Source organism: Tunturibacter empetritectus, from assembly GCF_040358985.1.
GTDB classification, from domain to species: Bacteria; Acidobacteriota; Terriglobia; order Terriglobales; family Acidobacteriaceae; genus Edaphobacter; species Edaphobacter empetritectus.
In genome coordinates this window covers 3,842,653-3,857,973 of record NZ_CP132932.1, presented here as the reverse complement: position 1 = coordinate 3,857,973, position 15,321 = coordinate 3,842,653, and the positions used below count along the sequence as shown (strand labels likewise).

General features: G+C 59.0%; 14 protein-coding genes and 1 tRNA gene. 6 read left to right on the top strand and 9 right to left on the bottom strand.

The annotated features are described in order from the left end of the window. Nucleotides 1-271: 271 nt before the first annotated feature. Nucleotides 272-628, top strand: a complete 357-nt coding sequence (locus RBB75_RS16105; protein ID WP_353068649.1) for a hypothetical protein — start codon at nt 272-274, stop codon at nt 626-628. A gap of 64 nt (nt 629-692) precedes the next feature. Here RBB75_RS16105 and RBB75_RS16100 read toward each other — a convergent pair whose 3' ends face one another. The 4 genes from RBB75_RS16100 to RBB75_RS16085 all read right to left on the bottom strand — a co-directional run bounded on the left by RBB75_RS16100 (nt 693) and on the right by RBB75_RS16085 (nt 6,279). Further along, nucleotides 693-1,733, bottom strand: coding sequence for a UDP-glucose--hexose-1-phosphate uridylyltransferase (locus RBB75_RS16100; protein ID WP_353068648.1), 1,041 nt, complete (start codon nt 1,731-1,733; stop codon nt 693-695). After that, on the bottom strand, nt 1,730-2,902 hold the full coding sequence (gene galK, locus RBB75_RS16095) for a galactokinase (protein WP_179638835.1): 1,173 nt from the start codon (nt 2,900-2,902) through the stop codon (nt 1,730-1,732). The genes RBB75_RS16100 and galK overlap by 4 nt, the downstream gene beginning before the upstream one ends. 72 nt (nt 2,903-2,974) lie before the next feature. Further along, nucleotides 2,975-5,557, bottom strand: coding sequence for an ABC transporter permease (locus RBB75_RS16090; RefSeq protein WP_179637707.1), 2,583 nt, complete (start codon nt 5,555-5,557; stop codon nt 2,975-2,977). Continuing rightward, a complete protein-coding gene (locus tag RBB75_RS16085) occupies nt 5,557-6,279 on the bottom strand; it encodes an ABC transporter ATP-binding protein (RefSeq protein WP_179638834.1) in 723 nt (240 codons plus the stop codon). Before RBB75_RS16085 ends, RBB75_RS16090 begins: the two co-directional genes overlap by 1 nt. A gap of 85 nt (nt 6,280-6,364) precedes the next feature. On the opposite strand from RBB75_RS16085, the gene RBB75_RS16080 reads away from it, so the two are divergent. After that, a complete protein-coding gene (locus RBB75_RS16080; RefSeq protein WP_179637706.1) occupies nt 6,365-7,102 on the top strand; it encodes an arylesterase in 738 nt (245 codons plus the stop codon). A gap of 3 nt (nt 7,103-7,105) precedes the next feature. Here the strand turns inward: RBB75_RS16080 and truB are convergent, their stop codons facing one another. The 5 genes from truB to RBB75_RS16055 are packed head-to-tail and all read right to left on the bottom strand — an operon-like array spanning nt 7,106 to nt 10,603. After that, on the bottom strand, nt 7,106-7,978 hold the full coding sequence (gene truB, locus RBB75_RS16075) for a tRNA pseudouridine(55) synthase TruB (RefSeq protein WP_179637705.1): 873 nt from the start codon (nt 7,976-7,978) through the stop codon (nt 7,106-7,108). A gap of 19 nt (nt 7,979-7,997) precedes the next feature. After that, on the bottom strand, nt 7,998-8,606 hold the full coding sequence (gene folE, locus RBB75_RS16070; RefSeq protein WP_179637704.1) for a GTP cyclohydrolase I FolE: 609 nt from the start codon (nt 8,604-8,606) through the stop codon (nt 7,998-8,000). Between the two features lie 14 nt (nt 8,607-8,620). Then, a complete protein-coding gene (locus RBB75_RS16065) occupies nt 8,621-9,049 on the bottom strand; it encodes a 6-carboxytetrahydropterin synthase (RefSeq protein ID WP_179637703.1) in 429 nt (142 codons plus the stop codon). Then, nucleotides 9,046-9,456, bottom strand: coding sequence for a 6-pyruvoyl trahydropterin synthase family protein (locus RBB75_RS16060; RefSeq protein ID WP_179637702.1), 411 nt, complete (start codon nt 9,454-9,456; stop codon nt 9,046-9,048). Before RBB75_RS16060 ends, RBB75_RS16065 begins: the two co-directional genes overlap by 4 nt. 55 nt (nt 9,457-9,511) lie before the next feature. Then, on the bottom strand, nt 9,512-10,603 hold the full coding sequence (locus RBB75_RS16055; RefSeq protein ID WP_179637701.1) for a glycosyltransferase: 1,092 nt from the start codon (nt 10,601-10,603) through the stop codon (nt 9,512-9,514). Nucleotides 10,604-10,633: 30 nt separating this feature from the next. Here RBB75_RS16055 and RBB75_RS16050 point away from each other — a divergent pair, with 30 nt between their 5' ends. The 4 genes from RBB75_RS16050 (at nt 10,634) to RBB75_RS16035 (ending at nt 15,284) form a co-directional block, all read left to right on the top strand. Further along, a complete protein-coding gene (locus tag RBB75_RS16050) occupies nt 10,634-11,116 on the top strand; it encodes a TlpA family protein disulfide reductase (protein WP_353068647.1) in 483 nt (160 codons plus the stop codon). A gap of 29 nt (nt 11,117-11,145) precedes the next feature. Next, the gene (locus RBB75_RS16045; protein ID WP_353068646.1) at nt 11,146-11,409 is read left to right on the top strand and encodes a hypothetical protein; all 264 of its coding nucleotides are present in this window, start codon (nt 11,146-11,148) and stop codon (nt 11,407-11,409) included. A gap of 63 nt (nt 11,410-11,472) precedes the next feature. Then, nucleotides 11,473-11,549 (top strand) — tRNA-Arg (locus RBB75_RS16040). A 198-nt stretch (nt 11,550-11,747) separates the two neighbouring features. After that, entirely contained in the window at nt 11,748-15,284 is a 3,537-nt protein-coding gene (locus RBB75_RS16035; protein WP_353068645.1) for a TonB-dependent receptor, read from the top strand. Nucleotides 15,285-15,321 lie beyond the last annotated feature (37 nt).

The following is a 15,321-nucleotide window of genomic DNA, read 5'->3' as shown; positions in this document are numbered from 1 at the left end:
GGTCGATCCAAGTATTTTCGGGGCGCTGGGTGTTCCCTGTGCAGGTCGTCAACTCTGCTCCGGGAGGATCAAGCAACGTTGGGCAGATATAGCCTCTTGCCGTTGAGATCGATATCTTTCCAGCGGAGTCCGAGAAGTTTCCCGTCGCATCCCGTGAAGGCCGCCAAGGCTATGTGTAAGGGATTTTCGTCGCTTGAGACGCACGAAATCGAAACGTGCGAAGTATCGAGCCCTAATACGCTTTACCATAGATTTTTGAGGGAGAGGTGCAATGAAAGTCGGTCTTCTAGCAGCCTTGTTGTGGTCTCAAGCGACCGCTTTTGCGGCCACTCATACAGTTTTCGTCGTGGACAAGGTTGTCCAAGGCGGCAAAGGAACGTTCTACGGGGTCAAAACGAAGGCCCTAGACGGCGACTATCATTCCTCACCCGCAGTCATCACAGAGTTCATTGAGAGATGCCCTGCCGTGTCCTTCACGCAGTCCAGACCTAAAGCCGACTACATCTTGGACACAGAGCCGGGTTCGTCAACGATCACCGACCAACAAGGGACCGTTCGCTACACCTCGTCAGCAAAGAATTTGAAGAACATGGCGAAAGACGTATGCGCCTTTGTGTCTACTCACTAAACCGTTGTGTCTTCTTTCCAGTCAAATAGCAGCAGTTGTTCGCTGCAAGTGTTCACATCATTTCTCAGAGAGCACGCAGACTCGCTTGACGAAGGGTCTCGGCAGCGGATTCGGGTGTGATGTCCCGCTGCGGAGAGCCTAGGAGTTCGTAGCCAACCATGAACTTTCGGATGGTGGCCGACCTGAGCAGAGGTGGGTAAAAGTGGGCGTGAAACTGCCACTCTGGATGTTCCTCCCCGTCGCATGGAGCAGGATGCAGACCCATGGAGTAGGGGAATGGGGTGTCAAAGACCTGATCGTAGGTTGCGGTGACTGCGTGCAGGATGGCCGCGAAGTCTGATCGCTCCGTGTCGGTGAATGCCTGCAGGGTGCTGACGTGGCGGCGCGGCAGGATCATCACTTCGAAAGGCCACACGGCCCAGAACGGAACGACTGCGAGGAAGCTCTCGTTCTGTGAGACGATACGCTCGCCCAGCGACTCTTCCAGTTTCTGATACTCGCATAAGAGAACAGCATTGTTTTTTGTGAGGTATTCGCGCTGGCCGGCAAGCTCTGAAACTACTTCATCGGGGATCGAACGGCTGGCCCACAGCTGTCCGTGCGGATGCGGATTGCTGGCCCCCATCATGGCTCCGCGGTTTTCAAAGATCTGCACGTAGTTCACGTCGTCGCGTGTGCCGAGCTCTGCGTACTGCTCGCTCCATACGTCGACGACGGCGCGAATTTCAGGTACTGACATCTTGGCCAGCGTGAGGTCGTGGCGCGGGGAGAAGCAGATGACACGGCATACTCCGCTCTCGCCTTCTGCGAGCAGCAGGCCTTTGCTGCCTTCATCGCTCGAGAACTGCGGGGTGTCCGGCTTCAACGCGGCGAAGTCGTTTTCGAAGACGTAGGTGCTGATGTATTTGTCGGTTCGCACTCCGCCTGCGCGTACGTTTCCCGGACAGAGATAGCAGGTTGGATCGTAGGTCAGTGCGACCTCTGTGGTCTTCGTCTCGGTTTGCCCTTGCCAGGGACGCTGCGTGCGATGGGGAGAGACTAGAACCCACTCGCGTTTGAGGGGATTGAATCGCCGGTGAGGGTTTTGCTGCGCTAGAGGAATCACTGGACACCGCCGGTTGCTGCCATGGCGAGCGCTCCGTCGGACGGCGCACTGATGAAACATTCTGCGGTGATTCCGGTCTTTGCGGCGTACTCGCGCTTCAAGGTTGCGACGAATTGCTCCGCGACCTCTGCGCGAATCATATTCACGGTGCATCCCCCAAATCCGCCGCCGGTGATGCGAGCGCCGAAACACCCTGGCTGCCGGGTGGCGATCTCAACCAGTGCATCGACCTCTTCGCAGCTTGCGGCAAAGTCGTCGCGCATGCTCCTGTGAGCCTCAACCATTATGCTTCCGAACTGCTTCATATCGTCGTGCAACAGCGCCTCCCGAGCATCCAATACGCGTTGATTTTCTGTGATGATGTGTTTGCATCGCGCGAAGCTGGCGGCGGACATCTTGCTTTTGCAGGCTTCGAGATCACTTAGTGTCGCATCTCGAAGCAGCTTTATGTGTCGCTCGTGTTGCAGGACGGCCTGGCCAGACTCGACCTCGTCGCGACGGTCTCCATATTCTCCGGTGGCCACGGCATGTTTCACCATGGAGTTGCAGATGACTACACGTACCTGGTCGGGCAAGGGAAGAAGCTCGAAGGTGAGGGAACGGGTGTCGAGCAGCATCGCTCGATGGGCTACGGCACCGGCCACGACGAACTGATCCATAATGCCGCTCTTTGCGCCAACGTACTCGTTTTCGGCTCGGCGGCAGAGGGTTGCGAGTTTGTCGAGGGGAAGGGTTGCGCCGGCGTGCGCTAAAAGCGCCAGCGCTGTCGCTACTTCGACGGAGGCAGAAGAGCTTAGTCCAGCTCCCAGAGGGACATCGCCTGCAAGAGTCATCTTGAAGCCACTGACCGCGATTTCCTGCTGCTGGAGAGACCAAAGAACGCCTGCGGGATAGTCAGACCAATGCCCTCTCGGGGCACACTCCAGTGAGGCAACTTCAAAGGAGACTTCTTCGTCGTAGTTTGCCGAGTAGAAGACGGCACGTTGGTCGTTCGTCCGACTGAGGATGGCGACGGTTCGAAAGTCTATCGCCATGGGCATGACTAGACCGCCCGTGTAGTCGGTGTGCTCGCCGATCAGATTGACTCGAGCCGGAGCGGCGAAGAGCTTGCCCTCAAGACCAAATCGCTGCTGATGGAGCTGCAGCAGTTGTTCGTTGTCCACCCTCATTCGCAGAACCCGCATTTCTGAAGTTGCTACAAGATCATGTCATAACCGTATACGTAAACGGAAGCCATTTGGTTACTCTTCGCGAAGGACTTCCAACGGTTTTCTGCCCAGGATGCGGTGGCTTGCTACCCAGCCGGTGGCGACGGTGAGCGCGGCAGTTCCGAGGAGCGCGCCGAAGGTCCAGAACCATTGGAAGTGGTACGCGACGGTGAGTTTTGTGAGCAGCACCCTGGCGATGATGTTTGCGAAGAGGATGCCTACCGCGCCGGCGACCAGCCCCAGGACCGCGAACTCGATGGAAAATACCGTGGCGATGCGTGCTCGCGTGGCTCCCAGGGTTTTGAGGACGACGACCTCGCGAATGCGGCGATAGCGGGTTCCGGCGATCGAACTGGCGAGAATGACGATGCCGGCGAAGATGGAGAACGCTGCGAGAAACTGGATGACGTACGTGATCTGGAGGACTACGGCTCGCACGGTTTCGAGGGCCTGGGCTACGTTGATGACCGTGACGGTGGGGTAGGAGTTGTAGAGTGCGCGCTGCAGTTCGCCGACGCGATTTGGGTCGGCGTGTACGCCGCCATACCAGATGACCGGCAGCCCAGCGAGGGCCGGTTGCGGAAGAATAAACTCGGCTCGCGAATAGGCGTGCTGGCCGTCTGATTTGGTGAGCGCTACAACTGTGGCGACGAACTGGGTGTCTTGTGCGGCGAAGGTGATGTGCGAGCCGACATGAACGCCCAGCCTGTCCGCTTGACGTTTTTCTACGGCGACGACTGGGCGCTTCTCGTCTGCGGACCACCAGCTCCCCTCCACCGTCTTGGTTCCGGGAGGCGAGGCTGCAGACCAGGTGAGGTTGATCGACCGCAGCATTCGCTTGGGGAAGTTCTTCAGCTTCGCTTCGTTTGCGGGGACACCGTCGATGTCGACGATGCGCGATGAGACGACGGGGAGGAGCTCCGGGGATGCGGTGACGCTGGGCTGTGTCTTTAGCAGCGTGCGAATTCCGTTGATCTCTTCGTTGGTGATATCGATGAGGAAGACGTTGGGAAGGTTGGGCGCGGCGGATACGTGAAGTTCCGAGACAACGGCTTGCTGGACGAGATAGACCGTCATGATCTGCATCACACCAAGCCCGAGAGCAGCCAGCAACGCGGCAGAGGGATTGCCTGGACGATAGAGATTTGCCAGTCCGTGACGAAGTGAGGACGGCAGATGAAGACGGGTCTTGGTGAGGAAGAAGCGGAGTCCAGCGAGGACGGCTACGGAGGCGAGTAACAGCACCGCGAGGACGGCTACCAGGCCAAAGGAAAAGACCTCGCCTACTACGAGTGAATCGCTCAGTGTGGTTGCGATGGCGGCTAGTCCGGCGAGAATGAGCACCGCTGCGGCGACCTGGGCTAGATTTTTGGTGATTTTACGCCAAGCTGCAGTAACGAACGGGTCGTCGTTATCTTCCACTGCCCGGCGAAGAATCAGGATGGGACGGACTCCGCGGATATCGAGCAATGGAGGCAGGGTGAAGAGAAGAGTCGTAAGCAGGCCGGCTGCGAGCCCCGTGATGACGGTGCGTAGCTGGAGATGAAGCTCAGTATCGACGTGGATGAGCCTGGCCAGCAGATGGGGAAAGCTGAGCTGTACAGCGACGCCCAAAGCTACACCCAACAAGCCTCCGGCGAGACCCAGCAGGAGCGTCTGCAAAAGATAGATCTTGATGATCTGGCCTGAGCGTGCGCCCAGGGACTTCATGATTGCGATGGTGTCGAGACGCTGCTGCAGGTGCGCCCGCATGGCCATAGCGACGCCAATGGCACCAAGGACAAGGGCCACGAGGCTCATCAGCGACAGAAGACTTGTGGCACGGTCAAGACCCTGCGTGAGCGCCGGGTTGGTCTCGCGGTAGTCGATAATTTGTGCCTCTGGAAGGAGCTTTTCCAGGCGGACTTTCAAGTCAGCGACAGCCTTGTCGGATATTGGTGCGCCGTTGCTGGGCGGAGGGACCTTGAAGAGATATCGCTGTCCGGCGTGGCTTCCGGGTGCGAGGAGTCCGCTTGCGTCCAGGCCCTCCCGCGAGATGAGCACGCGCGGACCGGCTGCGAAGTTGCCTGAGAGACGATCCGGCTCATTGACGACAACCGAGCCGATGCGAAAGAGCTGGGTGCCGATCTTGAGTTGATCTCCTATTTTGACGTTCAATCGAACGAGGAGGTCGTCGGCAACGGCAACGGTGTTTGCGTCGAGTACGGTCTTCAGTTGGGCGGAGGGGGCGAGTTCGACTTGTCCGTAGAATGGGTACTTTGCGGGATCGACCGACTTGAGCGAGACCAGTAGCGGGTCGAGTGTCTTCGCGGAGGACGCCATCGAAAGCAGCTCGGTGACGGGGGTGATCTCGACGCCGGTTGCTGCGATCTCGTCCAAGGCCTTCTGCTGGTCGGGCGTTGGCTGTTGGAACATCCTCGCGGACAGGTCGGCGGCCATGATGCTGCGGGCTCGATTGAGCAGGGTGCTGCGGAAGGAGGAGGAGAAGCCGCGTACTCCGGTGAGCGCGGCGACGCCGATGGCGACGGAGAGAATGACGAAGAAGAACTTTCCGCGGGAGGAGTGCATCTCGCGGGCGGCGATCTTTGCGGCGGAGCGATAGGAGAGGGTCGCCATCAGCCCTCGGTCAGGGCGGCTTCACGGGAGGTCTCGGCCGGGGTGGGATTGATCTCATCGGCGATGATCAGGCCATCGCGCAGAGTGATGCGGCGGTTCGCGTAGCTGGCAAGCACTGGATCGTGCGTCACGAGGACGAGGGTGGTGCCTTCGGTACGATTCAGATTGAGCAGAAGTTCGAGCACGTGAGCGCCGTTGGTGGTGTCGAGATTTCCGGTGGGCTCGTCGGCGAGGACGATGGGCGGGCGGAGGATGAAGGCACGGGCGAGAGCTACCCGCTGCTGCTCACCACCAGAGAGCTGGACGGGATAGTGGTCCATGCGGTCGCCAAGGCCGACGCTCGAGAGCAGGTCACGCGCGCGGGTGAGGCCACTTTCTTTGGTGTCGTCGTTAAGCTCGTGCGGCAGGAGGACGTTTTCGAGTGCAGTCAGCGTTGGAATCAGTTGATACGACTGGAAGACGAATCCGATGGTCTTTCCGCGAACCTGCGCGAGCTTGTCCTCCGGGAGATAGCTGATGGCGGTGCCGTTCAGGTGGACGTTGCCGGCGCTGGGGGTATCGAGACCGGCCAGAAGGCCGAGAAGTGTGGACTTTCCACTGCCGCTCGAACCCATGATAGCGGCGAACTGCCCGCGTGGAATGGTGAAGTCAAGTCCTTTGAGAATGTCTACGGTACGAGGACCATTGCGGATCGACTTGCGAAGACCTTCGACGGCGATCATGGGAGTGGATGATGTCAACTTCGGTGACTCTCCTTCTTCGGCAACGGTTTTGTTACTTTGTAGAGATGTGGAGAACAATGTAAAGATGCGGAGAACAGTATCTGTAGCTATTTTAGCGGTCTTGTCTCTCTTGGTAGCGGTGCTCTTGCCGAGTGGCTGCCGCGCCGACAAGACAGCGAAACCGTCCGAGGTGGCCGATTCGAGTCAGCCGATTGCCGAGAGCGCGGCTCCGGATGCGGCTTCCCTGCCCTCCCCGGTGGCCACGAGCGATAAGCGGCCGGTCATCGTCTGCTTCGGCGACAGCCTTACTGCTGGATACGGAACTGACCTCGGGCAGAGCTATCCTGACTATCTTCAGACGGATCTGAATACTGAAGGATATAACTACCGCGTCGTCAACGAGGGCATCAGCGGCAATACGACCAAGGACGGCGTGGACCGTCTCGACACGGTGCTTGCGCTAAAGCCGGTAGTGGTAGTGGTGGAGTTTGGCGGGAACGATGGGTTGCGCGGCCTTCGCATTGAAGACTCACGCACAAACCTGGATAAGATTGTTGCCACCCTGAAGGCCAGTGGCACGAAGGTCGTTCTCGCTGGAATTACTCTGCCGCCTGACTATGGCCCTGACTACATCAAGCAGTTCAACGACACGTACGCGATGCTCGCAGCAAAGCACCATGTGCCGATACTGCCCTTTGTGCTGAAGGGCGTCTTCGGCGTCGACGGAATGATGCAGGCTGATAGGACCCATGCGACGAGCGCGGGGAATCAGATCGTGGCAAAGAATATGCTCCCTCTGGTGAAGCCTCTGCTGAAAAAATAAAGGCTAGCCAAGGACGACGATGGGTTGCATGAGCGTGCCGGCGATACGGCGGGCGACTGCGAGCAAGTCTGTGGGAGTGGTGAATACCTTGATTAGTGCGGCCTGCGAAAAATCAGGCAGATTGACCTGCATTCCGTTTCGCAGGCGGCCGGCGAGTTGATCGTCCACTGTGACCGAGGGCATCTCGGGGAGCAGCGTTCGCGGGTGCGGCAGGAGCGCCTCAAGTTCGGCGGCCGAGGCTGTTTTGAGTTGGTCGATGGTGATTGCATGTTCGAGAGAGAATGCTCCGGCACGCGTTCTGCGCAGGCTGGAGAGATGCGCTCCACAGTTCGCCAACTGGCCAAGCTCGTGGGCTACGGAACGGACGTACCCGCCGGCGGAGACAGACATGACAAACGATGCGGTGTCGCCTACTAGAGAGGTGAGTTCAAAGTTGTGAATCGTAATGCGGGCCGGCTTGACCGCGACCTCCACACCGGCTCTGGCCAGCTTGTGGGCGGCGACGCCGTTGATCTTCTTCGCGGAAAAGATGGGGGGAACCTGATCTAACTCTCCGTGAAATCTTTGACTCAGTGCTTGTAGTTCCTCGAGCGTCTGACGCAGTGGGAGTGGCTCAGCCGCCGGCATTCCGTCTGCATCGAAGCTGTCGGTTGCGAAGCCGAAGCGGATGTGGCCCGTGTAGTGCTTGTCGGCCTGCCCGAAGAACTGCGCCAGACGCGTGTACTTGCCGAGAAGCAACGGCAGGACGCCAGTGGCCATGGGATCCAGCGTGCCCAGGTGGCCGATAGACTTTTCGCCGGTAGCTCGGCGTACGATGGCCACCACGTCATGCGAGGTAACGCCGGACGGTTTATCGAGTACAAGGAGACCATTCATGCAGTCTCCAGTTTAGCCGTTAGAGACCACTTCCCTGCCGCCGAACGAGAGAAAGGAACTCGTTTCGCGTCTGAAGCTGCGTTTTGAAGACGCCGAGCATAGCTGAGGTGACGGTGGAGGAGTGTTGCTTTTCGACTCCACGCATCATCATGCAGAGATGTTGCGCCTCGAGAATTACGGCTACGCCCTGCGGGTGGATTGCATCGGTGATGGCTTCGCCTATCTGACGGGTCAGCCGCTCCTGAACCTGCAGCCTTCGGGCGAAGACATCGACCAGGCGCGGAATCTTGCTAAGCCCGATGACCTTCCCATTGGGGACGTACGCGATGTGCGCCTTGCCGAAGAAGGGGAGAAGGTGATGCTCACACTGCGAGAAGAACTCGATGTCTTTTACGATGACCATCTCGTCATAGTCGACATCGAAGAGGGCCTCGTGGAGAACTTCCATGACGTTCATGGTGTAGCCACGTGTGAGAAACTCCATGGACTTTTCCATGCGTTCGGGAGTGCGCAGCAGGCCATCCCGCGTGGGATCTTCTCCGATGCGGAGGAGCAGTTCGCGATAGAGATCCTGGGTTGAAACGGTGTCGAGCAATGGTGGTTCAATTGTGGCCAGGGTGCGTGCCATAGGACGGGCCTCTCTTAGATCGTGCCTAGCGTTGGTGTCGCGTCGCCGGCGTAGTCGAACGAGTTGTTACTAGTCTCCTCAACGTGAACCCGCTCCAGATGGGCGGCGGGAAAGCGTTGAAAGATGCGATAGATCTCGATACTTAGATTCTCCGTGGTGGAGACGATATTCGCAAAGCAATTCATGGTGTTCAGGTTCATGTGATCGAATCGGGCGAGAAGATTTGTTTGCGCAAAGGCGTCAAGGTCCGCGAGATTGCAGACCATCCCGGTGGACGGATCGACCTGGCCGCTCATGGTTACCTGCACGGTGTAGTTGTGGCCGTGGCCGTGGGGATTGTTGCACTTCCCGAAGACGGCGCGATTCTTCGCAGCGTCGTACGTCTCAGTGTGGAGGCGATGCGACGCGCTGAAGTGGTAGCGACGATTGAGATGTGCCTTCATGGCTCTCCATAGTAGTCCGCGAAGAGGTCGGGCATCTCGTAGACGCGGACGCGGTGCAGCTTTGCGTGGGGAATCTTGTTGTCGAGACGCTGCCAGATCGCGATAGCAATGTTCTCAGTCGTGGGGATGGTGGTTTTGAACTCTGGGACTTCGAGGTTGAGGTGGCGGTGGTCGTATACACTGACGACCTCGCGCTCGAGGATGTCCTTCAACTCTTTTAAATCGACGACGAAGCCTGAGGTGGCGTCTACCGAGCCTGCGACTGTGACCTCGAGCGTGTAATTGTGACCGTGGCCGTTGCGATTGGCGCATTTGCCGAAGACGCGCTGATTCTCTTCAGGCGACCACGCTTCGTTCCAATAGAAGTGGGCGGAGGAGAACTCGGCTTTGCGGGTGAGAAAGATCATCGTTATTCCTGTGGTTAGACGTGTTTATGAGATGGCCGGATGCAAACCATGGTAACTAGGGGGCGGTATTGTAGTTACGTCCCTTCCAGAAGACGTTTTTCTTGAAGCGGTGACGGTTGACGCTGCGCAGAAGCAGGTAGATGAAGAATGGAACTCCAAGGATGGAGATTGCTATGTCGAGCGCTGGAAAGTTGGAGCGCGCAACACGGGAGTAAAAGCGCCATAGAGTCCTGACCCAGATGAGAAGGATAACGTTTCTCTGCCAGGGCTGCAGCCAGTACAGGCCAAACGCTGCAACGGGCAGGCCGAAGGAGAGAAGGACATCGAGGATGCGCCAGAGAGCCAGGGCGACGGGCTTTGGGAAGAGGAGGGCGAGGTTCTTCGTCCAGCCTTCGATCATCTCAGCGGTGTTCCAGTACATTCGCGTGGCGAGTGCCTCGGGCGCGTAGCGGAAGCGGATGGTGTGGGAGCCGCGTTTGATGTTTTCGGCGAGCGCTACGTCTTCGAGAATGCTCTTGCCGACGGCACGATGTCCGCCGACGGAGAAGTATGACTCACGTTCGACGAGAAGAAACTGACCATTAGCAGCGGCGAGGCGGCTGGCTGGATCGTTGACCTTCTTTGACGGATAGACAGAGGCTAGTTCCGAGAAGACCAGCGGCATGACGGCATGCTGCCAGAAGCCGGTGACGATCTGGCGTGGCGAGTAGGAGAGCATGACAGCGTGGTGGCGGTCCATCTCTCGGAGGGAGCGGGAGATATCGTTAGTCTCGTGGAGGGTATCGGCGTCGGTGAAGAGAAGGTATCGGCCACGCGCGGCCTGTGCGCCGGTCCAGCAGGCATTTGTCTTGCCGGTAAATCCTCCGTTGGTGCTGAGGTCTAATGGTGGGGCGTCGAGGACGAGGAAACCTGCATGGGTGACGGCAGCTTCGGCGGCGATGTTGCGCGTGTTGTCGGTTGAGTCATCGTTGACGACGATCAACTCCCACTGCTGGCCGAGGAGGAAGCCGGGCTCAGATTGGCTCAAAATAGAAGCGAGACAGGCTGGCAGCGAGCGTTGCTCGTTGCGGGCGGGAATGATAACCGAGAGTTCGAGGTCGGGTGCTTCGGTAGAATTCGGATGCTGTGCGGGGTCGGTGTCGGTCACGACTTCGTATTATAGGAAGTGGAGTGACTTGTGCGTAGATTGTTGATGAGTGCGGTGCTGGGATCGCTGCTGGCTGCGGGGTGCGACCGGGGCAGCCATCCCGGGAATATCGATAAGCCCGCGCCGCAGTTTGTGATGGGAGACGGCACCCGGACGGTCGATTTGAGCAGGCTGCGCGGGCGGGTAGTGGTGCTGAACCTGTGGGCGACCTGGTGCGCGCCCTGCATCGAGGAGCTGCCCAGCCTGCTGGCGCTGGAAAAGCAGATGCCGGAGCTGGCGATCGTCGCGGTGAGTATGGATCAGGATCCGGATGTGTATAAGCGGTTTCTGGTGGACCATCACGTCGACTTGCTGACCGTTCGAGATGAGGATCAGAAGGTCAACGCGCTGTATGGAACGGTGCAGATTCCTGAGACCTACATCATCGATAAGCAGGGCGTGTTGCGACGGAAGTTCATCGGCGCGCAGGTGTGGACCAGTCCCGAAATCACCAGCTATCTTTCGAAGATGTGACTCTGGCGGCTCGCTGGTAGTATCAGTTTATGACACAGCTTGATGTTCTTTACCGCTATGGAGTTCCGCCGACCGAAGCCTCCGTCGTGGCGATGGCCAAGATGCGCGAGGTGTACGGTGTTCGCCATATGGCGCTGGACGAGGCAAAGAAGACGGTGCGAGTGGAATACGATGCGACCCGTCTGACCGAACCGGTGATCCATCAACTGCTGCGACGTGCCGGATTGGATATCGTCGAGACGGTGTCGATGTTCACAGTACCCCCACCACCAGAGCCGGCAGCTGCGAGCTAGTTGCCCGCATACGATTTCTCCGGTATTTTTAGGATGCTCTTGTAGTTTACTTCCCTGTTTTGCGCGCCCGTAGCTCAGCTGGATAGAGCATTTGGCTTCGAACCAAAGGGTCGGGAGTTCGAATCTCTCCGGGCGCACCACACCTGTCAACCATCTTAGTTTAGGCTTTACGGCGATTTCAACAGAATCGCAACTGCACGTTGCAAGCCGTATCAAGCACTCGATCCACCTGCGATTCAGTTATCAACCGTTGATAACCCAAAACAATACTTAGCTCGTAATCCCCCATTCATAGTTCTTTGATCGGAGATTAACCACTCCCCTTGTAACTTAGGGCTATGCGAAAAAAAAGATTTTCTGCTGCACCCAGCCTTGTGGCGGCCATACTGTTTTTCTTCCTCTGCTCCCATCTGCAAGCCCAGTACGAGAACGGCAGCCTCGTCGGAACCATCCATGACTCCAGCGGCGCCACCGTCTCCGGCGTGTCAGTAACCATCACCAACGATGCCACTGGAATCGTTGCCAAGGCGACCTCGAGCGCCTCCGGCGACTACGAAGTTCCCTCTCTGCGCGTCGGCGTCTACACCATCTCCGCCAACTCTCCCGGCTTCTCGGATGCAGTCGCAAAGAACATTACGATCTCCGTCGGCGTTCGCGAACGCATCGACCTCTCCCTGCAGGTCGGCTCCACCCAGACCACGGTTGAAGTCTCGGACGTCGCACTTCAAATCGAGACCGAGACCAGCCAACGCGGCCAGACGATCACCCAGTATCAAAGCGCCGCTTTTCCGCTGGTCAGTCGCAACTACTCTGACCTCCTCGGCCTGGTCACCGGCTCCCGCCAGGCACCCACAGCCGCCACCACCAGCTCCATCAGCTCGCTCGTCCGCGCCGGTGCCTACAACATCAACGGCCAGCGCAGCATGTTCAACAACTTCCTCCTCGACGGCATGGACAACAACGCCTACGGCGAGAGCAATCAGGGCTTTGACAACCAGATCATCGCCATCCCGCCAGACTCCGTCGCCCAGTTCCAGATCGTCACCAATAACGAGAGCGCAGAGTACGGCCGCTCCTCCGGCGCCACTATTAACGTCGCCTCCGCCAGCGGAATTAACCGTTTCCACGCCACCATCTACGAGTTCATCCGCAACACCGACCTCAACGCCGCCGGCTACTTCAAGCCCACCCTCACCGGCAGCAGCGGAAACGTCGTCCCCTTTCAGAAACCAACCTTCAACCGAAACCAGTTCGGCGTCAACTTCGGCGGTCCCATCCTCAAGGACAAGCTCTTCTACTTCGTCGACTACGAAGGCTTCCGCCAGGTCCTCAAGCCGCTCAGTGTCAATACCGTCCCCACCACTAACGAACTCAACGGCAAGCTTGTCGTAGCCGTGCAAAATCCTCTCACCGGCCAGGTCTATCCGGCCGGCACTGCCATCCCAGCCTCCGCTATCAACCCAGTGTCGCAGCAGATCATCAACTACTTCAAGCAGATCCCGACGCAAGGCACCGGCCTCGCCTCCACCGGCCTCGCACAGGACAACTTCGCACGCCTCGTCCCCTTCACCGATAACTCCGACAAGGGCGACCTTCGCCTCGACTACCAGCAGAACTCCAACAGCTCCTGGTTCCTCCGTGTCAGCGACCGCAAGGAGACCGGCGTCAACTCTCCCGTCTTCCCGCTGCCCCTCGACGGCCAGACCAACGGCACCATCCGCGTCCTCGACCAGCAGGTAGCTCTTGGCTACACCCACCTCCTCGGAGCCAACAAGGTCATCGACGCGCGCCTCGGGCTCTCCCGCACCAAGGCCGGCAAGTACTCGCTCTCGATCGGCGACAACGCCATCTCCATCCCCGGCCTGCCCTCCGATCCCACCGTCGCCGGCGGCCTGCCCTCCACCAGCATCAACGGCGGCTTCACCTCCTTCGGCCGTCAAAGCACCAACCCCCAGTGGCAGAACCCGGCCCTGATCGATCCCAAAGTCAACTTCACCTGGATCAAAGGCCACCACTCCCTCAAGTTCGGCTACGAGTACGAGCACATCTGGATGGCCGTCAACGACAACAATCCCCTCTACGGCTCTTTCAGCTACTCCGGCGGCTACAGCCTCTGCCCTAGCACCACCGTCGCCGGCGTCAAGGTACCGACCAACCCGAACGGCCAATCCTGCCCCGACATCAAAGGCGCCGTCGCCGACAACTACTGGGCCGACTTCCTCTTTGGCACCACCAACAACTACTCTCTCGCCAATCTCTTCGTCGCCCATCTTCGCCAGACCCTGCACAGCGTCTACGCGCAGGACGACTGGAAGGTCGATCCCAAGCTGACCCTCAACCTCGGCCTCCGTTGGGAGTACGGCTCGCCCTACTCCGAGCAGCACAACTACATCTCCAACTTTGATCCCATCACCCAGACCGTCCTCACCATCAGCCCTGGCGCGGTCGCCGGCAACGGCATCACCCCGGTCTCTCCAGGCGGAGTCTACGGCAGCACCCTCGTCAACCCCGACCTGAACGACTTTGCGCCCCGTCTCGGCTTTGCCTACGCAGCTACTCCGCGCACCTCCATCCGCGGCGGCTACGGCACCAGCTACGTCCACTACACTCGCGCGGGCTCGGGCGACATCCTCGCCATCAACGCCCCGCAGGCCCAGTTTGTCTCAGTCACCCAGAAGACACCCAGCACCACCAACCATTGCCCGGTAGGCGGAGCCTCTGCAAGCTGCTACGTCACCGCCGACCAGGGCTTTCCCAACGGTATTGCCACCACCTTCAACAAAGCCACCGACAACATCACCTGGGTTCCCAAGAACACCCGCGACAGCTATGTCCAAAGCTACTTTCTCAGCGTGCAGCAAGAGCTCGCCAAGAACACGCTCCTCGACATCGCCTACGTCGGCAACCACGGCAGCAAGCTCCAGGGCTTCCTCAATGGCAACCAACTCAACCCCGCAGTCCGCACTCCCACCGGGGCCTTCACTCGCCCCTTCGCCAACTGGCCCAGCGACATCACCACAGCCCTGAACGAGTTCTACTCCCACTACGACGCGCTCCAGGTTCGTTATGAGCAGCGCTTTGTATCCGGCCTTACGCTCCTCAACTCCTTCACCTGGTCGCACTCACTCGACAATGCCAGTGCCTCCCTCGAGGGCAACAGCCCCTCGCCGCAGGACGCCAACAACATCAACGCCGACTACGGCCAGTCCGACTACAACCTGCCCATCAGCAACGTCACCAGCCTCGTCTACGACCTGCCTGTAGGCCGTGGCCGGCACTTTCTCAACACCGCCAACGCCGTCACCGACACTCTCCTCGGCGGGTGGCAGATCAGCGCCATCAACACCATGCAGGCCGGCACCGTCTTCAACGTTGGCTACTCCCCCAACTCCGCAAATGCCGTCTCTCCTCAGATTCCCGCAACCTACCGCGGAGCCAATGAGTATCGCCCCAACATTGTCGCTGGGCAGAAAGCTATTAAGAAAACCAAGCTGAGCAGCGGCTACCTCCAATACATCAATCTCGCCGCATTCACCCTGCCGGAGACAAAGGACGGAAGCGGAAATCTCGTCAGCCCCTTCGGCAATGCCTCACGCAACCCGGGCCGCTCGCCGGCCTTTTACCAGACTGACGTCGCCCTCAACAAGACCTTCAGCACTCCGCTTGAGAGCCTGCGCGTGCAGTTCCGTGCAGAGTCTTACAACCTTTTCAATCACACCAACTTCTACATCCCCGGCAGCGGCCTCACCGGCACGCTGAGCACGGCAGCCACAAGCACCGCACCGGCGAGCCTCAACAACCCAACCGGAGGCGGCCAGATCACCAGCACCTTCGAGCCGCGCATCTTTCAGTTCGGCTTGAAGATTCTCTACTAGCTACACGCTACCAACACAAAGCCCTGCGCCAACCAGC